The sequence below is a fragment of the Sporocytophaga myxococcoides genome, assembly GCF_000775915.1.
In the GTDB taxonomy this organism is placed as follows: Bacteria; Bacteroidota; Bacteroidia; order Cytophagales; family Cytophagaceae; genus Sporocytophaga; species Sporocytophaga myxococcoides_A.
The window spans coordinates 572,850-594,261 of sequence record NZ_BBLT01000002.1; the positions used below are offsets into that span (position 1 = coordinate 572,850).

20 protein-coding genes are annotated in these 21,412 nt (G+C 36.8%); 10 read left to right on the forward strand and 10 right to left on the reverse strand.

All coding sequences use genetic code 11. The annotated features are described in order from the left end of the window. Positions 1-9: 9 nt before the first annotated feature. Complete coding sequence (locus tag MYP_RS06880) at positions 10-378, reverse strand: response regulator (RefSeq protein ID WP_045460372.1); 369 nt, start codon at positions 376-378, stop codon at positions 10-12. Between the two features lie 297 nt (positions 379-675). Between MYP_RS06880 and MYP_RS06885 the strand changes: the two genes are divergently transcribed. The 5 genes from MYP_RS06885 (at position 676) to MYP_RS06905 (ending at position 4,836) form a co-directional block, all read left to right on the forward strand. Next, on the forward strand, positions 676-1,638 hold the full coding sequence (locus MYP_RS06885; protein WP_045460374.1) for a threonine ammonia-lyase: 963 nt from the start codon (positions 676-678) through the stop codon (positions 1,636-1,638). 52 nt (positions 1,639-1,690) lie between these two features. Further along, positions 1,691-2,224 (forward strand): hypothetical protein, encoded by a 534-nt coding sequence (locus MYP_RS06890; RefSeq protein ID WP_197060025.1) that lies wholly within the window; start codon positions 1,691-1,693, stop codon positions 2,222-2,224. A 155-nt stretch (positions 2,225-2,379) separates the two neighbouring features. Next, positions 2,380-2,880, forward strand: a complete 501-nt coding sequence (locus tag MYP_RS06895; protein ID WP_156140375.1) for a hypothetical protein — start codon at positions 2,380-2,382, stop codon at positions 2,878-2,880. A 152-nt stretch (positions 2,881-3,032) separates the two neighbouring features. Next, positions 3,033-3,743 (forward strand): RNA ligase family protein, encoded by a 711-nt coding sequence (locus tag MYP_RS06900; RefSeq protein ID WP_045460383.1) that lies wholly within the window; start codon positions 3,033-3,035, stop codon positions 3,741-3,743. Beyond that, positions 3,727-4,836, forward strand: coding sequence for an AAA family ATPase (locus tag MYP_RS06905; RefSeq protein ID WP_045460386.1), 1,110 nt, complete (start codon positions 3,727-3,729; stop codon positions 4,834-4,836). Before MYP_RS06900 ends, MYP_RS06905 begins: the two co-directional genes overlap by 17 nt. 68 nt (positions 4,837-4,904) lie before the next feature. On the opposite strand, the gene MYP_RS06910 is transcribed toward MYP_RS06905, so the two are convergent. Both MYP_RS06910 and MYP_RS06915 read right to left on the reverse strand, forming a co-directional pair. Beyond that, the gene (locus MYP_RS06910) at positions 4,905-7,406 is read right to left on the reverse strand and encodes a glycoside hydrolase family 9 protein (RefSeq protein WP_052430000.1); all 2,502 of its coding nucleotides are present in this window, start codon (positions 7,404-7,406) and stop codon (positions 4,905-4,907) included. Between the two features lie 96 nt (positions 7,407-7,502). After that, positions 7,503-8,609 carry a helix-turn-helix domain-containing protein gene (locus MYP_RS06915; protein WP_045460387.1) on the reverse strand — a complete coding sequence of 369 codons (1,107 nt, stop codon included), beginning with the start codon at positions 8,607-8,609 and terminating at the stop codon, positions 7,503-7,505. 69 nt (positions 8,610-8,678) lie between these two features. On the opposite strand from MYP_RS06915, the gene MYP_RS06920 reads away from it, so the two are divergent. Together MYP_RS06920 and MYP_RS06925 are read left to right on the forward strand one after the other, a co-directional pair. Next, a complete protein-coding gene (locus MYP_RS06920) occupies positions 8,679-9,461 on the forward strand; it encodes a helical backbone metal receptor (RefSeq protein WP_231570015.1) in 783 nt (260 codons plus the stop codon). Between the two features lie 8 nt (positions 9,462-9,469). Beyond that, the gene (locus tag MYP_RS06925) at positions 9,470-10,696 is read left to right on the forward strand and encodes a tetratricopeptide repeat protein (RefSeq protein WP_045460389.1); all 1,227 of its coding nucleotides are present in this window, start codon (positions 9,470-9,472) and stop codon (positions 10,694-10,696) included. Positions 10,697-10,714: 18 nt separating this feature from the next. Here MYP_RS06925 and aroA read toward each other — a convergent pair whose 3' ends face one another. The 3 genes from aroA to MYP_RS06945 form a co-directional block, all read right to left on the reverse strand. After that, positions 10,715-12,628, reverse strand: a complete 1,914-nt coding sequence (gene aroA, locus MYP_RS25655; RefSeq protein ID WP_081990423.1) for a 3-phosphoshikimate 1-carboxyvinyltransferase — start codon at positions 12,626-12,628, stop codon at positions 10,715-10,717. 2 nt (positions 12,629-12,630) lie between these two features. Next, positions 12,631-13,668 (reverse strand): 3-dehydroquinate synthase, encoded by a 1,038-nt coding sequence (aroB, locus tag MYP_RS06940; protein WP_045460391.1) that lies wholly within the window; start codon positions 13,666-13,668, stop codon positions 12,631-12,633. A gap of 254 nt (positions 13,669-13,922) precedes the next feature. Then, positions 13,923-15,029 (reverse strand): chorismate mutase, encoded by a 1,107-nt coding sequence (locus MYP_RS06945; protein WP_045460396.1) that lies wholly within the window; start codon positions 15,027-15,029, stop codon positions 13,923-13,925. Between the two features lie 63 nt (positions 15,030-15,092). Here MYP_RS06945 and MYP_RS06950 point away from each other — a divergent pair, with 63 nt between their 5' ends. Further along, positions 15,093-16,277, forward strand: coding sequence for a proline dehydrogenase family protein (locus MYP_RS06950; protein ID WP_045460399.1), 1,185 nt, complete (start codon positions 15,093-15,095; stop codon positions 16,275-16,277). On the opposite strand, the gene MYP_RS06955 is transcribed toward MYP_RS06950, so the two are convergent. After that, on the reverse strand, positions 16,278-16,829 hold the full coding sequence (locus MYP_RS06955; RefSeq protein WP_052430001.1) for an RNA polymerase sigma factor: 552 nt from the start codon (positions 16,827-16,829) through the stop codon (positions 16,278-16,280). Positions 16,830-17,032: 203 nt separating this feature from the next. Here MYP_RS06955 and MYP_RS24815 point away from each other — a divergent pair, with 203 nt between their 5' ends. Continuing rightward, entirely contained in the window at positions 17,033-17,479 is a 447-nt protein-coding gene (locus tag MYP_RS24815; protein ID WP_052430002.1) for a helix-turn-helix domain-containing protein, read from the forward strand. Positions 17,480-17,542: 63 nt separating this feature from the next. Further along, a complete protein-coding gene (locus MYP_RS06965; RefSeq protein WP_156140377.1) occupies positions 17,543-17,851 on the forward strand; it encodes a hypothetical protein in 309 nt (102 codons plus the stop codon). 84 nt (positions 17,852-17,935) lie between these two features. Here the strand turns inward: MYP_RS06965 and MYP_RS06970 are convergent, their stop codons facing one another. Genes MYP_RS06970 through MYP_RS06980 form a run of 3 tightly spaced genes read right to left on the reverse strand, consistent with a single transcriptional unit; the run spans position 17,936 to position 21,284 of the window. Then, positions 17,936-18,688 (reverse strand): succinate dehydrogenase/fumarate reductase iron-sulfur subunit, encoded by a 753-nt coding sequence (locus tag MYP_RS06970; RefSeq protein WP_197060026.1) that lies wholly within the window; start codon positions 18,686-18,688, stop codon positions 17,936-17,938. Between the two features lie 11 nt (positions 18,689-18,699). After that, the gene (locus MYP_RS06975; RefSeq protein WP_045460411.1) at positions 18,700-20,616 is read right to left on the reverse strand and encodes a fumarate reductase/succinate dehydrogenase flavoprotein subunit; all 1,917 of its coding nucleotides are present in this window, start codon (positions 20,614-20,616) and stop codon (positions 18,700-18,702) included. Positions 20,617-20,630: 14 nt separating this feature from the next. Next, positions 20,631-21,284 carry a succinate dehydrogenase cytochrome b subunit gene (locus MYP_RS06980; RefSeq protein WP_045460415.1) on the reverse strand — a complete coding sequence of 218 codons (654 nt, stop codon included), beginning with the start codon at positions 21,282-21,284 and terminating at the stop codon, positions 20,631-20,633. Positions 21,285-21,412 lie beyond the last annotated feature (128 nt).

Here is a 21,412-nt window from a genome sequence, read left to right on the forward strand (position 1 = left end):
TTATTTGTTTTAAAATGCAGTTGCTGGAAAAAGCATCTGCATTTTTTCAAGAGTTAAAGGTTTCTGAACTACTTTGAAATCACCTAGAAGACGCAGCTTTTCTTCTTCTCTGTTAAAATTAGTAAATACTAGAACCGGTATTTTTTTATCCAGTCCCGATTTTTTTAATTGATTTATAAATTCATATCCATCCATCACCGGCATATCAATATCAAGAAAAATTAGTGAAGGAAGCTTTTCTGATACAAGAAGATGTCTATATGCTTCAAGGCCATTGGTAAAGATTTTTACTTCTTTACAGAAATTTAATTTTACAAGCAGCTTCTCTACAAGAAAGTTACTTATGGAATCATCATCAATTACAAATATCTGATCCATTATTCTATATAAATATCGTTGTAGCAAAATACAAAATTGTTTTGTTATAATAATGATTTAATCGTTAATAATACTCGTTTAGTCCTATAGTTGTTAATGGTTGTAGAATCTTTCTACAGGTTTTTCAAATTTATTTTATGATACAAAAAAAGACAGTTTGATAGAATTGTTTCATAATCAGGTTGAAATGCGTTGTATCATTAGATGTAGTATAAAATAAGACTGCATAGATTGAAACATGAATTTGATAATCAAATTTCTTAGTAAGATATTAGCTGAATAATAACAGCTCCCTTCATGAAAACCCTGGAAAGCAGAATATCTCAGGAAAGAATTAATAAAGCATCAACAGTCATTGATCCGGTATTCCTGAATTCTCCTCAATATTTGAGTGAATCATTATCTGAAGTTCTTGGAACTAATATTTATTTAAAAGTTGAAATTCAGAATCCTGTCGGTTCCTTCAAAGGAAGAGGTGCTGAATTACTGGTATCAAATCTGAAAGACGAGACTGAGCTAATTTGTGCAAGTGCCGGAAACTTTGGTCAGGCAATGGCTTATTCCTGTCAGAAGAAAGGCATAGATCTTACTGTATTCGCAAGTTTTAATGCCAATACCGTTAAAGTGAACCTTATGAGAAAGCTGGGAGCCAATGTGATTTTATTTGGTGATGATTTTGAAGGAGCTAAGGAAGGTTCAAGATATTTTGCTAAAAGATCTGGTGTAAGAGTTGTTGAAGACAGCCTTGATATTGAGACTGTTGAAGGTGCAGGAACTATTGGTGTGGAGCTTGCTGCATTGCCGGAAAAATTAGATTACCTGTTAGTTGCATTGGGTAATGGAGGCTTATATAATGGAGTTGCCAGTGTTTTTAGAAAACTTAGCCCACAAACTAAGATGGTGGCCATTCAGGCTGAAGAAGCATCTGCAATGATTGACTCATGGAAAAAAGGGGAGGTAGTTGTTCACCATAGAAAATTAAATACCGTGGCTGATGCCATTGCTGTACGTGTACCAATTCCTCAGGCGCTTCAGGACATGAATGGATTAATTGATGAAGGCTTTTTAGTTAAGGAAAAGAGTATCATAGAAGCAGTTAAATTGATCTACAAACATACGGGCCTGAAAGTGGAGCCATCCTCTGCTGTAGGTATTGCTGCCGTGATGGAATACAATAACAAATTTAAGAACAAGAATGTAGGCATAATCCTTTGCGGAGGCAATCTGACTGAAGAGCAGGAGAAGGAGTGGTTTGGGTAAAGAACAATTCAATTTTTCTTTGATGAGGATATTTTTATTAACACTAATTTTTTTGTGCGGAAGAAATGATTTGTTTGCCCAGACATTTAATAACATTTCTTTTGACCTTATTGTAAACTCAGTTCGGAACTGTACTCAAGAAGTTCTGTTTGATACTTTAAGGAAGAAAGGTTTTGATATTGACATGTATAAAAGTGAGTATCTGGGTTTTAAAGTGACATCCAGTGATACTTCAAAACCGGATATGTCAATTAAGAAATTATTAAGCAAAGAACCTCCTTATCTATTATATTTTAACTGCAATCCTACAGAAAAGGAGAAAATATATCAAGCCGCCTTATTCTATGTATTTAGTATTAAAGACCTGCCGCATTATTTATTGGAAGCGAATAAATCAGCAGTAATTTTTGAAGGAGATAGTTCTAATAATATTTGGGCATATAATTTTATTAAAGATCTCAATAAAGAAGCTTCTATTTTTCATTTCTACCCACTACGTAAAAAGGGAAAAATTACCTTTCATACAGAAATAATATTGTATGATAAAAAGGCATTATTGATGATTTCAGAAATACCTGCTCAATAAAGAATTCAAAAGCAGTGTATATTTAAACTTGACAATTGAGAATGTGCAATATTTATAAGTGTTACGCTTTAACTTTTACTCTTTTTATCTTTCTAACCAGTTCCATCTTTGCGCAAATACCCCGAAATATAACATTTGATTTCATTAAAAAATCATTGGCTCAAAATGATTATAAAATTAGTGATAGTTTACAGTCTTGGGGATACGTTAAAAACGGTATAGGTTGGGGGATTGATTCATCTTATAATGATACATTTAAAACAGAAGACCTCTCGGTTAAGAAATTATTCTCTCTGCCTGCTCCCTTTATTGCATTTGATTTTATTGGATCGGGTACCAAGAGATGTGTTTATTATGTGATTAACATTGAAGATGTGCATTATTATATTAAGGAAGCATTGAAAACTGTTAATAAGGATAAAGTACAAACAAATATCGTGGTTGAAAATTCTAATAAAGGTTTAGAAATGGAGGTAACCAAACTTCATTTTGAACCTAAGAGAATTACTAAAGGAGCTATAATTACAGATATTTATTTGATGCCGCTGTTTTGGTTTCCAGACCTACTCAATAACATTTATATCTTTCAGCACATTTTTACTTTCATAAAAGATCTCATATCTTTGCATTATCATAAAAGACAATTTTTTAAATAATTGAAGTCATGTAATTTCTTTTATTCCTCACCTTTAATTACTTGCTGCTAAAAAAATAGCAGTCAGATATCCTATTATCCAAAACAATTCATTTTACGGGACTTGTAGCAAGCTGAAAAAGCGCAATTGCCCTTTGCTTTAATTTTACTTTTATGAGCCTTTCGAATAAATACGGAAGGACATATCATTATCCCTTTTCTCCTGGTACCACCAGCGACGACAGGATAAGCCATCATTATTGGAATGATATGTCCGCTATAAAGCAGGTGATCCATACAGAAAAACTGGATGGTGAAAACTCCTGCCTGAATAAATATGGTGTTTTTGCTAGATCACATGCGGCACCTACTGTCCATCCATGGGCAAGGCACCTGCAACAAAAATGGGAGTTGATCAAAAGTGATCTCGGTGATCTGGAGATTTTCGGTGAAAATCTTTATGCTGTTCATTCCATTAAATATGTAAATCTGCCAGAACACTTCTATGTATTTGGTGTCAGAGAGCATGATCAATGGCTTTCGTGGGAAGAGACTAAGTTCTATGCAGCAATGCTTGATTTTAGTACTGTACCTGAAATAAAGACAGTAAACCCTTCCAGCGAAGAGGAGTTTAGAAAAGATGTTCTTTCCATTGTATCTCAGCAAAGTGTATTTGGTTCTGAAGATGTTCATACCAAATCGGCATGTACAATGGAAGGCTTGGTAACGCGCAACACAGAAGGTTATCGTGTTGGCGCTTTTAAAAACAATGTATTCAAATATGTAAGAAAAGGTCACGTCAAGACAGACGAACACTGGACGAGAAACTGGAAACGTGCGCCTTTATTAAGAGAGAAAGGAGACAGATATGTGGAAGATCTATAGTACATATGATTGGGAAAAATTAAAATCTACATTTGAATGGATCAGGGACATGCAAGGTGTCCCCCAAGATCCCATATTTCATGGAGAAGGTGATGTTGAAGTCCATACGAGAATGGTCACTGAAGCTTTAATCGGCCTTGATGAATTCAAAATGTTAAATGAACAGGATCAGCATATTCTTTTTGCTTCAGCATTGTTGCATGATGTAGAAAAAAGATCTACAACAGTTATAGAAGACGATGGCAGAATTACTTCAAAAGGGCATGCTAAAAAAGGAGAACTTACTGCCAGAAACATTTTGTATACAGAAGTTGAAACTCCATTTTTTATAAGAGAAGCAATAGCAAAACTTGTAAGACATCATGGTTTGCCACTCTGGGTGTTTGAAAAGGAAGATCCGGTAAAAGCAGCCATCAGTGCCAGTCTTGAGGTGAGTACAATGCACTTGTCTCTCCTGGCTCAGGCGGATATACTTGGAAGAGTATGTCCTGACAAAGATGAATTGCTTTACAAAATTGAGCTGTTCAGTGAGCTATGCAGGGAACATGATTGCTTTGGCAAAGCAAAGCAGTTTCGTGATAATATCTCAAAGTTTTTCTATCTACAGAGAAAGGAAAGTGGAGTTGACTTTGTTCCTTTTAATGATACAAAATTTGAAGTGATCATGATGGCAGGAATTCCTGGTGCTGGCAAGGATACTTATGTGAAAAAGCATTTTCCTGATCTGCCGGTGGTTTCGCTTGACGATATCAGACGAAGGCTTAAGATTGATCCGACAGACTCTAAAGGAAACGGAACAGTCATTCAGGAAGCAAAGGAAGCTGCGAAAGTATACATGCGTGCCAGGAAGTCTTTTGTATGGAATGCCACCAATATCACTCGTTCAATGAGAGAGCAGCTGATAGATCTTTTTACTTCTTATGGAGGAAGGGTAAAGATTATTTATGTAGAAGTTCCATATAAAGTCCTTCTGAAACAAAATGAGAACAGAGAATATGCTGTTCCTTTAAATGTAATTCAGAAAATGATACAGAAGCTGGAGGTGCCATCGGCAGTGGAGGCGCAAGAGGTTTTGTATGAAGCTGGTTTTTGATATTTCAGAAAGCAAAAACGGATAGTGTAACCCACTTCCGTTTTTTGCTTGTTATTTATATGTTCCTTTCAATAGATTTTCACCTTGATACTGCTGCTTTTCCCTTCATTGTTAAAGATCAGAATGTACAGTCCTGAGTGTATACCATGAAATGAAATCCTCTGCTTTGTCTCTGAAGAAAGCACTCCTTGTGCCATTTGATTTCCATATGTATTTATCAGTTTCCATTGGCCATTTTTAAATATCTCAGGAACTGCTATTTCGAATGTCCCGTCATTTGGATTGGGATACAAGGCTATTTTTTCTTCTGAAGTCTTTTTTTTTACCGGACTAAGAATTTTCTCACTATAAATGCTTTTCAAGGCATTCAATGAGTAGACTAATGCAGAGTTAATATTGATTGCAACTTCGTTGGTGGGTGCACTGCATTCATCATCAAGGTAGGTGAATGCAGGAATCGTTGTGGGATAGGTACAAAAGCTGAGATCATCATTGTGAGGGCCATTCACTATTAAACCTGGTACGGGTTCAGTCACCCCATCAGCAGAGGATATGCGATGGTGAATATGTTGAGGAGATTGAGTGCCAAAGCCAGTTACAAAGCAATAGTTTAATGGATTTCTTCCGAGCAGATAATCGATATTCATTATTGCAGTATTAAAATAATCCTTATTCTCTGTTAGCTCATAAGCATGAAGCAAAATCATAGAGTGGTTTGCAGCATTGGCATTGCTGTTCCAGCCAAAGTCATAGGCCATAGTTCCCATAGAGGTTGCATATGGAGATTTTTTGGCATAATCATTTAGCACATTGGCAAATTTTATCAAACGGTTTTCTGCATGTTCAACTTCATAGGAAGAAAACTTGTCTTTGTTTTTTATCATTGAAATAATTCCCATAAACTCTGTGTTCGACCATTTAGGCACTTCAAGAGGTTTGTCAGGAAAATTGATTTTATTTAAATATTTCAGTTTTCCCGTTGCTATGTATAATTCTACAGCTGCCCAGAACCATTCATCCGCCCATTCTACATTATAACTTTGTAAACCATAATCGCCAGTATGTATATTAGGCTCATAGGTTTGGTTGATCAGATCCTGATCATATTGCTCCTCCGGATGAGCGACAGCCCAATCCCATGCATTTTCTGCCTGGGCGAGCCAGGTATTCGTAATGTCTGTTTTATATTCAGGAAATTGCCTGTATATCCTGCTTGCTTTTGTCAGCATAGAAGCGAAGTTCAGCGTAGCTGGAGTGGTTTTTTTGACTACATATCTTGGAGTAGTAGCATCCTCAGGCATAACCATGGGATCAAATTCTGCGTTCGTTAGCTTATGATACACGCCACCATCAGCCGGATCCTGCATAGTCTGGAGCCATTCTATTTCCCAGAGGGCTTCATCAAGGATGTCGGGAAGATTATTATTGCTTTCGGGGATCGTTAAACTCATGGTATTGGTCTCAGTCCTGAAGTATTCCCATGATGAAAGTAGTTGCCATACCGATATTCCCGCCGGAACAACATACTTATTATAATCTCCGGCATCATACCAGCCCTTGGGACAAGAAATAACCGTGCCTTCAGGCCTTTCGTCAGAAGCTGCAGAAGAATGAATGAGAACCTTATCATCAGGATGTCCATTCGCACGGCTCCATTTTCCTCCATATGGTACTGTAATGTCCATACTAGCTCTGTTAAAATAAAAAGCCTTAATAACAGCAGCTTGCAGACCATTTAAAACGGTATCACTTATTGTAAAGTCATAGGAAGCTTTTAAACCTTCCGCTAAAAGATAATAATGCCCTTCCTGCTCAAGTTCGGAAAAGTCAGCTTTTACAACTGATTCTTCCGAATATTGCCATTTCGAAGGTGAAGATGTGGTACTCGAGAAAACAGAAGTTTTCGTTGTCTTTTCTATGATTTGAAAGGCCAGCATTTTATTAGAGGGGATGATAGCTACTTTCGGATTTTTGATAAGGTAGCCTAGCTGATTTACTTTGGGCTGATAAACAATAGGATCAAAGGGAAGCTTCACTGAATTAGAATCACCGAAAACGATCTCGTCGATATTAACCCAACCTGTATAATCTGGTCCGCCCGCATTAAGAATAATTGAGAATTTTACAATCTCTCTACTGTTAACAGTATCATTTGCTGGCCAGCTTTGTTTGAATTTATTCGTAAAATCAAAAGTCATCCATTTATATTCATTATCAGGCGAAACGGGAATTGAAGGGTTGTTGTCATTAGTCTCTTTATTAGCATTATCCAGTAACCTAAGTTGAAACTTTACTGGGTATTGAGTTTTGATTTTCACATAAACAAAAGGATTAGAACTTAAATCTGTTTTAGGAAGATACCCCACAAAGTTTTCATAATCAGACCCTACAGATAGAGTATTAATAACCAGAATACCATCCTTATTTTTTACAGTGAAGTCCGGATGACTATAGGAAGGGGCCCAGTCATTGCTGTCAAAATCTAGTTTGTATCCCTTAGATTGTGCAGTTGATTTATTAAGGAGGAAACAAATGGACAGGATGATGATAAACAGTTTTCTTTGTATCATTTTGGTGTTTCTTTTTTACTCGAAATACTAAAAAGAGACCCAAAATGGCTTTGCATTTTGCCCCAGAATCCTTCACAAAAGGGATTTATGAAGGAATCAGGAGGTTTTTAACAGGTTTTTCCGGAATTCATTTGGTGTACATCCGATATTTTCTTTAAACACTCTGTTAAAATGGGGAATGCTGGTATATCCAACTATATATGCGATGTCACTTATTTGTCTGTCAGTCTCTTTCAGCAACCTGCAAGCTTCCTGAAGCCTTATTGAGTTAAGGTATTTTTTGGAAGTCGTATTCAGGGATGTTTTGAAAATTGCAGCTATTTTATTTTCCGTCATCCCCAGTTCTTTTTGCATTACCTCCGAATTTAGATCTTCACGTTGGTAATTTTCAGAAATGTATTTGATAATTTTCTGAGCATCTTCATCAGCAATATTGCCGATATTAAGTTTTTGATAAGGATACCGGTTGGATGAAATACTTCTTGTTTGTTTAAACTTTATATAAATGTATATCAAAGTATAAAAGACAAAGGTCACAGTTGTTATAATGGTGACAGGAATCCAATTGTCCTTTCCTGCTTTTACATAAGACACTTTAATTCTTTCCCTCACACCGGTTTTTAGTAATTGGCAATTCTGTATGGAAAAAGATGGTACTTGAGAATAATTGGGTAAACCAACTTTGTCTTCATTTACTTGCCACTTGCTAAACCACCAGCTTGGTGTTTTAAACTTGTCGATATATAACCTGTAAATTTTTTGATCAGGATAGTAATCAATTTCCTGTTCCATTTGGCGATAGCTGATAGCATCTTTTGAATTAGAAAAGCCGGGAACATTCACAAGAATATGTATTGGAATTCTCTTGGATTTGTTCGCTTCAATTTCAATTTCCAGGTAATCAAAATCTGAAAGATCTACAAATGCTGATTCAGGGAATATAGAAACTCCCAGGTATGGATAGGGTGCTCCATTATTTAAAGTGTATTCAAAGAGAAGTTTATGATGGGTAGTATCTAGAAGATGAAGTTCCGAATTTCCATGATCATTGAGCTTATCATTATAAGAGGAAACCTTCATGCCCGGATAAATCATCCAGTCTGACTTATATAAAAGATAGATAAATACTATTGCAGCGGTAAGAGGCAGAAATAAGAGCAACTTAGCAAGCTTTTTCCTAAAAGGAATATTTATCTTTTTCATTGTCAGGAATAAAGTAGCAAAATTACATAATTTTGAAGTGATAAAACTGAAGAGCGCCTTTAAATTAGTATGATGAATATAATGGAGTCAATTCACACCGACATGTTGGACCGAAAACTGGTTTTGACGAAGCCATTAAAAAGGATCGTGAGTCTGGTCCCTTCGGTTACAGAATTTTTGTTTGATATAGGTCTTGAAAATGAAGTGGTAGGAGTGACTAAATTCTGCAAATATCCAGATACGGTTTCTAATAAAGTTAAAGTCGGAGGTACTAAAAATATCAGCCTTGATAAGATCGATTTACTTTCTCCGGATCTGATCATTGCGAATAAAGAAGAAAATGAAAAGAAGGCAATAGATGAATTGCAGAAAAAATATCCGGTATGGGTGGGAGAGGTAAAGACTATTGAGGAAGCTTTTGCGATGATGAACAAGTTGGGGGTGTTGACAGGAAAAAATGAGGAAACGAGAAAGTTAGCTAAAGAAATAAAAGATTCCCTGGATTCCTACAGATCCTTAACAAATCTTCGGGCATGTTATCTAATCTGGAAGAAACCATTTATGACTGTAGGAGGAGATACCTATATCCATGCGATGATGGAAAAAGCTGGCTTTATGAATGTATTTAAAGACAGAAAAAGATATCCTATAACAGATTTAGATGAAATTAAAGCTCTTTCACCTGATATAATTCTTTTATCTTCAGAGCCTTATTTTTTTAAGGAAAAAGACAAGGTAGAGCTGCAACAACTATGTCCGATTCAGTCCGTTAAACTCGTTAACGGGGAAATTTTTTCCTGGTATGGAAGCAGAATGAGATTAGCGTCAGATTATTTTAAATCTTTGTTTTAGTGCTGACAATGAAAAAGATAACGTTCATTTTTTTGTTGGTAATGCTCTCCGGACTAGGTTTTAGTCAGGATATAGACTCCAAGGCTAAAGCTTTATATGAAAGTGGGACCCAAAAATTTAAAGAAGGGAAATATCAGGAATCAGTTGATGATTTTACTGCAGCCATCACCATTCGCTCGGATTATCAGGAAGCTTTACTGGGGAGGACTGAAGCCAATGATAAACTGGGAAACAACTTCCAGTGCATGGAAGACCTTGACAAGCTTACAAAGCTCTATCCTAAAAACACAGATTATTTTTTTCGCAAAGCAAAACTCAAATCCAAGATTGGCCTGGATGATGAAGCATTATTGGATTACTCTCAGCTTATCATGATCGACCCAAAGCATTTTTCTGCATCATATGAAAGGGGAATTTTGTATAACCTATTCGGCATGTACGAAGAGGCCTTTATGGATTTTAAAAAATGCAGTGAGTTAAAACCAACAGCTGAAATTTTATATATGCTTGGCGTATTGAGTTACAGACTGGGAAGGGATTCCGAATCTGTTAATTATTTTACCAAATCGATCAACTTCGATAAGCAAAATAAGAACTATTTCATCTATCGTGCAAAAGCGAATAACAGGCTTGGGAATTATAATCAGGCTATGGCAGATGTAAAAATTGCAATGAAACTTTCCCCCGAAGATGCAGAAGTGTATTTCATCCTCGGAACAACTTATCAATACCTGCGAGATTTTACAAGTGCCCTGGCGGCACTGGATAAGGCTATTATGCTCAATAAAGAAGAGTTTGATTTTTACTTTTTCAGAGCTTTAATCAAGACGAATCTGGGAAGTATTCAGGCTGCAATTGATGATTATGATCAAAGCCTTAAGCTCATGTCTGATAAAATGGACGTTTATTTAAACAGAGGAAATCTGTATATGAAGCTGAACAATTTTGATAAAGCAGAGGCTGATTATACAAAATACCTTGAACTCAATCCGGGAAATTTTTCACTTTATCAAAAACGTGCTGAAGCCAATATTGGCAGAGGCAATTTCAGAGAAGCAGTAAATGATCTAAATACTTTGATAGAAATAAGATCCTCCAGTGCTCAGGCGCATTATTTAAGAGGAGTAGCGAAGTTAAGTCTGAATGAAAAGGAAGAAGCCTGTAAAGATCTAACCAAGTCAATTGAGTTAGGGTCTTCACAGGCTTCTGATTTGATCAAAGCAAATTGCAATTGATCTTATTTTTTTTGAGGATTAGAAACTAAATCCTGCTTTTTCCAGATCATCCCAGAAGTGAGGGTAAGATTTCTCTACCACTCCCGGATTTTCAATTTTAATTGGTCCTAATACAGCCAGAGGGGCAAAAGCCATCGCCATACGATGGTCATCATAAGTCTCAACTGTCTGGCCGTTTACTTCGAAGTCTCCTTTTACAATTTTGTATACAGAGTTTTCTTCAACTTCAACCAGGTCGCTTCCAAATTTTTTAAGTTCGTTCTGCAAAGCAGAGATTCTGTCTGTTTCTTTTATTCTAAGGCTTTCAAGACCAGTTAATGTTAGCTCGATGCCTTTAGCTGCAGCAATTACAGCAATAGTTTGAGCAAGGTCAGGATTGTCAGAGAAGTCAAGTGATTCAACGCCTTTTACTTCCTGGCTTTCAAGAGCGATTCCTTCTTCAAGGTAGGTTGTTTTGACACCTAATAAATCCATGAAGTCAGAGATTTTGCTATCGCCCTGGATTGAACCATATTTGTAACCTGTTAACTCAATTTTAGCATCAGGAGCCAAAGCAGCTATAGCATACCAGTAGCTTGCAGCTGACCAGTCTGATTCTACTATATAATCTGCCGGAATGAATTCCTGATTTTTTATAGTAATGATATTACTATCCCATTCACTTTCTATTCCGAAATGGAAAAGAAGGTCAAGAGTCATTTCAATATATGGCTTAGAGCTTACTTTTCCTGTAAGTTCAAGAACCAGACCATTGGGAAGAACAGGAGCGATCATAAGAAGGGCAGAAATATACTGACTGCTTATATCACCTCTTATTTGAATTCTGTTGTTTTCAGCTTTTTCTTTATCAAAGCCTGAAAGTCTGATAGGAGGGAAACCTTCTTTTCCTTCATATTCAATTTCAGCGCCAAGTTGTCTTAACGCATCTACCAGAATCCCAATAGGTCTTTCCTGCATTCTTTTGGTACCTGTAAGTACTACTTCTTTTCTGGTTACTGCACTATAAGCAGTAAGGAATCTCATAGTAGTTCCGGCATCTAATACATCAAACACATCATCTTCTGATTTAAGAAGGCGGATAAGCGTTTGTGTATCTCTTGCATTTGAAAGGTTTTCAAGTTTAGCTGAGCCACCTGCAAGTGCATTAATTACTAATACACGATTGCTTTCGCTTTTAGAAGCAGGAGGAGTGATAGCTACCTCTATAGTTTGAGAAAGTTTGTTAATGCTCAGAATGTTTTCCTGAACAGAAGGAGTGATCTGTTCTGTTTGAGTAATTTCCGGCTGAACCTGAGATATTACTTCTGTAGTTACTTTTTTAGTTGCAGGCTTTTTAGCAACGGTCTTTTTAGCTATTGCTTTTTTAGCCACAGTCTTCTTAGCTACTACTGCTTTTTTTGCTATAGCTTTTTTTGCTATAGCTTTCTTAGCTACAGCTTTTTTAGTAACAACAGCTTTTTTAGCTGTAGTTTTTTTAGCAACAGCTTTTTTGCTAACGGCCTTTTTGGAAACTGCTTTCTTAGCAACAGCTTTTTTGCCAGCGGCCTTTTTACTAACTGCTTTTTTAGCTGTGGCTTTTTTGGAAACTACCTTTTTAACGGCTGCTTTTTTAGCTGTAGCTTTTTTGGATGCTGCCTTTTTAACGGCTGCTTTTTTAGCTGTAGCCTTTTTAGCAACTGCTTTTTTACCTGCAGCTTTTTTAGCAGTAGTTTTTTTAGATGCGACCTTTTTGGTAGCAGCTTTTTTGCCAGTAGCTTTTTTAGCAGCAGCTTTCTTAGCAACTGCTTTTTTAGCGGCTGTCTTTTTGCTTGCAGCTTTCTTAGCTGTAGCCTTTTTCGCAGCTGCTTTCTTCGCGGAAGCTTTCTTGCCCGCTGCTTTTTTTACGGCTGCTTTCTTGGCCGATGTTTTAGCTTTCAGTTTCTTTTTTGCCATTTTTATAAAGAATAAAAACGAATTGAATCCATTATGTCTTTAAATGTGAGAGGATGGTTGTAAGTTGAATGCCCTATCGGGTTTAATAAGGAACCTAGTATTTCATCCTGCTCATTTTTTTTGTCCTGCAAAGTTAAAGGTAGAATTTTTTCCGAATCGTATTCAAAAATTTCTGTTTTTCCAAAAATTGCAATGATATAATTTTTAATTTTATTCAGTTCCTGTTGTGAAATGAAGCCGTTTTTCATTGATATATATGCTTCGCAAATCATTCCTATGGCGATAGCCTCACCATGCAAAAGCTTTTTGTGAGGTATATTCAGAAAGTAGCTTTCTATAGCATGGCCGATGGTATGGCCAAAGTTCAGAATTTTTCTCAATCCTTTTTCTTCCGGATCTTCTTCTGTAACCTTTTTTTTGATCAGCACTGAATGTTCAACCAGATTTTGCCACTCTTGCTCTGCCAGGCTCTTTTGTCTGATCTCGTCCCACTTGCTCTTGTCAGCTATGAGTGTATGTTTTATTACTTCTGCAAACCCGGAACGTAGTTCATTGTTTGGTAATGTCTTAAGAAAAATAGTATCAATAAGCACTGCATCAGGAATACGAAAGACCCCTATATGGTTTTTGAACAAATGAAAATCAATACCCAGTTTGCCACCTACACTTGCATCGACTTGTGCCAGAAGGGTTGTAGGCACTTGTACAAATGATATTCCTCTTTTATAAGTAGCAGCACAGAATCCACCCATATCACCAATGACCCCCCCTCCGAGATTGATCAGTAATGCCTTTCTGTCAAGTCTAAGGTTCGTGAGTTTGTCCCAAATGTACTCACAAGTGCGCAAATTCTTCTGCTCTTCCCCGCTTTTTATTACAATAATTTGTTCTTCCGGCAGGCTCAGGCCTAGTATGGGAAAGCAGTATTTGTATGTATTTTCATCCGCAAGCAATACAATTTTAGAAAATTTTCTTTCTTTCAAAAACTTGTTTAGCTCTTCTCGAATGCTTGTTGTTATGACGACGAATTGGTTGCTCATGAATTTTAAAACTTAAGCAGTTAAGGCTTACTATACAGAAGAATGACTCCGTACCTTTAGAAAAAGCTCTGCTTGGTCTGATTTTAAAGGAAGACAGAGGCTTCTTATAAAGAAAAATTCTGATACTTTCTTCGGTTATGCCTTAACACAAATACAAAAATAAACCCGCAAAGTTAATAACCTTGCGGGTTTAAATATTTTTTTTCAAAAAGACATTGAAGTTGAAAAACAATGCCTCAGATAAAAAACAACCATTAAGCCTTTGAAGCAACAGCTTTCATGATCTCTGTCTGCTTTCTGATACTTTCTTCGTGAATAATTTTATAGATTTCTATAATATATTCAGGGTTCAGGCTCATCTTGGTAGCTAGATCAGCTCTGTTCTTCATAATGTCATCCCATCTTTTTACCTGATAGGTCGTCACATTATTCTCTCTCTTGTACTCGCCGATTTTTTCAACTATAGCCATTCTTGCAGCAAGCACTTCGATAAGCTCTCTGTCAAGATTGTCTATTTTCTTTCTTAAATCATCAAGATGATCGTTAAAGTCCTTGTCTGTTGAAGAGTCTTTTCTAACTTTCAGTTCAGAGAGAATTTCCGAAAGTCTTGCCGGAGTTACTTGTTGATCTGCGTCGCTCCATGCTTTCTCAGGAGTGATGTGTGTTTCAATCATCAAACCATCAAAGTTAAGGTCAAGCGCTTTTTGAGAAATTTCAAATATAAGATCTCTTTTCCCTCCGATATGGCTAGGGTCGCAGATAATAGGAATTTGTGGAGCTATTCTTCTTAATTCAATCGGAATTTGCCACATTGGGATATTTCTGAATTTAGATTTATCAGATGTTGCAAATCCTCTGTGAATAGCTGCAAGGTCTCTTATACCAGCTCTATATAGTCTTTCGAATGCTCCTATCCATAATGGAAGTTCTGGATGGGTTGGGTTTTTAACCAAAACCGCAACGTTCTTTACGCCTTGAAGTGCATCGGCCATCTCCTGCACAGAGAATGGACTTACAGTTGTTCTTGCGCCAATCCAAAGTACATCAATTCCATATTTCAGAGCTTCTTCAACATGTTGTGTATTTGCTACTTCAGTTCCAACAGGTATGCCTAGTTCTTTTTTAACATCAGCAAGCCATTTCAAACCTTCTGCACCTGCACCTTCGAAGCTGTTAGGTCTTGTTCTGGGTTTCCAGATACCTGCTCTAAGTACATCTACTTTTCCAAGGTCTTTTAACAGTTTCGCAGTTGCCATTAACTGCTCAGGTGTTTCAGCACTGCAAGGCCCAGCAATGACAAGTGGTTTGCCCTTTACTTTTGCCCATTTTTCTAAAGGATTTACTTGTAAATTAACTTCCATAATTTTTTTCAAAGAATAAATTAGACCAACAATTCATTGTCCATTGTCGTTCTTATCTAACGTATGGACAACCACAACCTTGTATCTTTTGACGACACTTCGGTAGCTTTTTCTTCCCGCCCTGATCGTGAATTAAAAAGAATGAATTTCTTATTCACAATAATGGGGATGGGTAAGTTAACAAAGATAGGCAGTTATTTTGTAAAAAGTGCATTAAAATGGAAACTTCCTGTTAAAAAAGTAATAAAAAATACGCTTTTTGATCATTTCTGCGGCGGAGAGAATCTGGATGAATGTAAAAAATCTATCGATAACCTAAGTTCTTCTAAGGTTAAAACCATATTAGATTATGCAGTTGAAGCCGAAAGCTCTACGGCTGCATATGATCATACTATGGAAGTACTTCGAAAATCCATAGATTTAGCGGCTTCTGACAAGAACATTCCCTTTGTTGTATTTAAAATGACAGCCTTATGCCGCTTCTCCATTTTGGAAAAAGCACAGAGTGGCATTGAGTTGAATTTTACTGAAAAGGAAGAATTCGCTCATTTCAATCAAATGGTAGAAAAAATTGCTGCTTATGCCTCAGATGCTGGGGTACGGCTTATGGTTGACGCAGAGGAAAGTTGGATTCAGGATACTATTGATGCAGTAACTTTGAAATTAATGAGTCAATACAATAAAGGTCATGTTTTGATTTTTAGGACATTTCAGATGTATAGAGTGGATATGCCTTTCCTTCTAAGGGAGGCAATAAATTCAGCAAGGAAAAATGGTTATAAGCTTGGGGTAAAACTTGTTCGAGGAGCCTATTTAGAAAAGGAACGTAAAAGAGCTTTTGATTTAGCGTACCCTTCTCCTATTTTTCCCACAAAGGAAGAAACAGATCAGGCATTTAATGAAGCTCTTGAGTTTTGTCTTAATAATCTTAATTATCTGGCAATTGTTTCAGGAAGTCACAATGAGGAAAGTAATCTCCTTCAGACTAAAATTATGAAATCAATGAAGCTGGAAAATAATGATGAAAGAGTTTATTTTGCTCAACTTTATGGTATGGGAGATCATATCTCTTTTAATTTATCCAGGAAAAACTTTAATGTGGGTAAGTATCTTCCATTTGGGCCATTAGAGGCTGTGATGCCTTATTTATTAAGGAGAGCAGAAGAAAATAAATCCATAAAAAGTCAGACTGGCCGTGAGCTGTCGCTTATTAGGAAAGAAATAGATAGAAGAAAGAATATGAGTTAATTAAATCTGCTGTAATTGATCTACTTTTTTCCCTAATAAAGTTTTTAGGATTTTTTTAGCATTAAAAAACTGAGATTTCGAAGTTCCCTCGGATATTTGCATCATTTCACTAATTTCTTTGTGAGAATAACCTTCTATCACAAAAAGGTTGAAAACCATTCTTGATCCCTCTGGAAGCCTATGGATTACGGTCATCAATTCTTCTCCGGACATTTTCTCAATGATGTTATCATCTGAAAATACCGGTAAGTTAAAAGATTCAGGTTCAGATAAAGAAGACAAGTATTTTCTTTTGCGGAATTCTTTAATAGCATTATTGGTAATGATGCGTCTCATCCAACCTTCTAAAGAGCCTTTTTCTTCAAATGAGTGGAGGCTTTGGAAGATCTTAATCATTGACTCCTGAAACAGATCTTCTGCGTCTTCTCTGCAGGAAGAGTACCTGAGACAAACAGTCATCAGCTTTTTTGAATATAGCTTAAAAAGTGCTTCCTGTGCTATAGAGTCGTTTTTCTTACATCCTCTTATAATTTCCTCTATAGACAAGTGCATACTTGAAATTAGGTATTGCTTAGTTTTTGAATTAGAACATTAAACTAATGCTTGTTTCAAAAAGAAACAAGCATTAGTTAGAATTTATTAAAGATTGTACGGGTTAGTTATTAAAAGGATTTATTTGCACTATTTTTTTTAATATGTTTCTTTAAGAAACATATAGGTTTGATTTTGTGGTACAAATTGCTTAAATAGTGATTATGGATGGCGTGAATTTTTACAAGGTTTTAAAAGAGCTAAGGTTGGAAGAAAATCTTACGCAGGAGGATATTTCTAATTTATTACACATAGATAGGAGTAATATCGCCAATTACGAACGAGGAAAGCGTCTTCCTTCCATAGAATCTCTGATAAAAATTGCAGAATTTTTTAACGTATCTCTGGATCACCTGATTCTTGGAAAGAGATTCGGAGCCGAAAAAGGGGAGGAAGGAGAAATTTACTCTCAGGAAACAATGCGTGAATTAATGGCTGATAATACTGCTCTCATGGAAGAACAACTACGTCTTTCTGAAATAGTAGCTCAAAGAGAGGAAGAAATCAAAATTTTGAAAAATTATCTGAATTCAATAAAGGAATACAATAGTTTTTTGGAGATGAAGATTAATTCTATTGAAAATCAGATTGTAAAAGGGTGCTCTGAATAAGATTTAAACCTTCCGTTTCTTAATCCGGTTAAACTTTTAGATAATTTGGAAAGGGAAGATATTATGAAATGGTTGATTGGATTAATTGCTTTCTTAGGTATTTCAGTATTTTCATATGGTCAGGGAGAAAAAGCGAAGGAGCAGGAAGAAGAAGTCTCCATTAGTTGTGCCTGGGTAGATAATGAAAATATTGTTTGCTTTGCAGTACCTGAGGGAGAAGGGGGGGCGACAGATTCCTTAAATCAAGACGGAGTTGAAGTAGAAGAGGAAGTTATTCCTAAAGAAACTCCAATTCCAAACTCAAACTCTAATAGAGAAGGGAAGAACATCAATAACAATGTTGTTGTAGAGAAAAGAAAAATTCTCCTTTAGAATCGGAAACTTGAATTTATTACAAATTATAAATAAAAGGCGGCTCTAATTGAGGGCCGCCTTTTGTTATTGAATTAAATAATCTTAAAGATTTTTAGAGCTTGCTTTGGCAGAATAATACTCTCTGTTCATTTTTGCAATTGTATCCTGAGAGATTTCTTTTGGACATTCAACTGAACAAGCTCCAGTATTAGTACAAGCACCAAATCCTTCCGCTTCCATCTGAGCTACCATTTTTTCAACTCTTGTTGCTCTTTCTACTTGTCCTTGAGGTAATAGAGCAAGTTGAGTGATTTTAGCGGCAACAAATAGGGAAGCTGAGGCATTTTTACATGAAGCTACACATGCACCGCAACCTATACAAGTAGCAGCATCAAAAGCTGCATCTGCATCTATTTTTGAAATTGGAATGGCATTGGCATCAGGAACACCTCCAGTGTTTACAGAGATAAATCCACCAGCATTGATAATTCTGTCAAATGCCCCTCTGTCTACAACAAGATCCTTTATAACCGGGAATGCAGAAGCTCTCCATGGTTCTACGACAATAGTATCACCATCTTTGAAGCTACGCATGTGGAGCTGACAGGTTGTGATGCCTGTTTTTGGCCCATGAGCCCTTCCGTTTATATACATACTGCACATACCACAGATACCTTCGCGGCAGTCATGGTCAAAAGCGATAGGCTCTTCTCCTTTGCTTATAAGGTCCTCGTTCAGAACGTCGAACATTTCAAGGAAAGACATGTCTGGAGATACATCTTTTACATTGTAAGAGACCATCTTGCCTTCAGATTTAGAATTTTTCTGACGCCAGACTTTTACAGTTAAGTTCATTGTTCCGCTCATTATTTGTAACTTCTCTGGGTTAATTTAACAGTTTCAAACTTTAGGTTTTCTTTGTGAAGTTCTTCTGCCTTATCATCTCCTTTATATTCCCAGGCAGCAACATAGGCATAGTTTTCATCATCTCTTTTTGCTTCGTTTTCTTCGGTCTGATATTCTTCTCTGAAGTGTCCTCCGCATGATTCATTTCTATTCAAAGCATCTTCTACCATCAATGCTCCTAGTTCTATAAAGTCGGCAACTCTTCCAGCTTTTTCAAGGCTTTGATTTAGTTCTTCACCTTCTCCTAGAACTTTAACGTTTTTCCAGAAATCTTCTTTTAACTCCTTTATTAATCCTTTAGCTTTTGTAAGACCTTCAGCGTTTCTAGCCATACCACAATAATCCCACATAATTCTGCCAAGCTCTCTGTGGTAATGTGTTACACTCTTAGTTCCTTTAATTGAAAGGAATTTATTAGTTAATGCTTTAACTTTGTCTTCTGCTTCTTTAAACGCAGGATGGTTTTTGTCAACAGGTTTAGTACCTAGTCCTGCAAGATAATCTCCTACAGTATAAGGGATTACAAAGTAACCATCAGCAAGTCCTTGCATAAGTGCGCTGGCTCCCAGTCTGTTGGCTCCGTGGTCAGAGAAGTTTGCTTCTCCAAGTGCATAAAGTCCTGGAATTGTTGTCATCAGATTGTAATCAACCCAAAGGCCGCCCATAGTATAGTGAACTGCAGGATAAATACGCATTGGAGTTTTGTAAGGATTTTCCCCGGTAATCTGAGCGTACATGTCAAACAAGTTACCATATTTTGCACGTACCGTATTTTCGCCAAGTCTCTTGATAGCATCAGCAAAATCAAGATAAACGGCTAAACCGCTGGATCCAACACCTTTATTTGCATCGCACTGCTCTTTTGCATTTCTTGAAGCAACGTCTCTTGGAACCAGGTTTCCGAAAGATGGGTATTTTCTTTCCAGGAAATAGTCCCTTTCATCTTCCGGTATTTCAGAAGGATTTCTTTTATCACCTACTTTTTTAGGAACCCAAACTCTTCCGTCATTTCTTAAGCTTTCACTCATCAAAGTCAGTTTAGACTGATGATCTCCTGACACCGGAATACAGGTTGGGTGAATCTGAGTAAAGCAAGGATTTGCAAAGAATGCTCCTTTTTTGTGAGCTCTCCATGCTGCAGTAACGTTAGAACCCTGTGCGTTTGTTGATAGATAGAATACGTTTCCATATCCACCTGTACACAGAAGTACTGCATGCCCTGCGTGAGATGCAATTTCTCCAGTAACAAGATCTCTTGTTACTATACCTTTGGCAGCGCCGTCAATCATTACAATATCAAGCATTTCCGTTCTGGAATACATTTTAACATTACCAAGACCGATTTGTCTTGATAGTGCACTATATGCTCCCAGAAGTAATTGCTGACCGGTTTGTCCTCTTGCATAAAAAGTTCTTGAAACCTGAGCTCCTCCAAATGATCTGTTATCCAGAAGTCCTCCATATTCTCTTGCAAATGGCACTCCCTGTGCAACGCACTGGTCAATTATATTAACGCTGACTTCTGCAAGTCTGTATACATTACCTTCTCTTGCTCTGTAGTCTCCACCTTTTACAGTATCATAAAATAATCTGAAAATACTATCACCGTCATTTTGATAGTTTTTTGCGGCATTGATACCACCTTGAGCTGCGATACTGTGCGCTCTTCTTGGGCTATCTTGAAAGCAAAATGCTTTCACATTGTAACCAAGTTCCGCCAGAGTAGCTGCGGCAGAAGCTCCGGCCAATCCGGTTCCGACCACTATAATATCATATTTTCTTTTATTAGCAGGGTTTACAAGCTTCAGATTAAATTTATGCTTGGTCCATTTTTCTGCTACAGGTCCTTCAGGAATTTTAGAATCTAATTTCGTCATATCAATTATGTGGACTATCTGATGAAACAAATATAAAGTGGTATAGCTGCAAATCCTGCAGGAACAAGTATTGCGAAAGCTGTTCCCAATTTTTTAATGAACGGAGTGTATTTAGGATGTCTAAGTCCCAAAGTCTGGAATGCACTCTGGAAGCCATGGTTAAGGTGAAACGCAAGAAGACACATAGCTGCAACATAAAATAATGTGTAAGGTACATTGCCAAATGTAATGATTGCATCATCATAAATGGTCATCGTTGCAGAGTTGGTAATTTTGTGAGGAACAAAAAATGACTTCAGGTGAACGATAAGAAAGATCAGAACCATTGAGCCAGACAATCCCATGTTTCTTGAAAACCAGCTGCTGTTTTCAGAAGGTTTGTTGTAAGCATATCCCTGAGGACGGGCTTTTTTGTTCTTTGCAGTAATGATTGCTGCATAGATAATGTGTACAATGAAGCCTCCGAAAAGGACGTACTCTGCTGCCTGTATCACGGGATTAGTTTTCATGAATTCCGCGTAGGCGTTGAAATCAGCTCCATCACTTTTCAGGAGCAGCAGATTACTGAGAAGATGTTCTAACAGGAACGAGATCAGAAAAAGACCTGTTAAAGACATTATCAGTTTTTGACCAAGGTTTCCGGACAAAGCCTTACTTAACCAGCCCATAATTTAATAGTGTTTTTTTAGTTTTAAATTAATATTAACTTGCCCAAAGTTACATTCGGGAATTTTAGTATGCAATGCAATTTTTTGCATTTTTTGTCATATTTCAAACATAATTCAATTTCCATTGT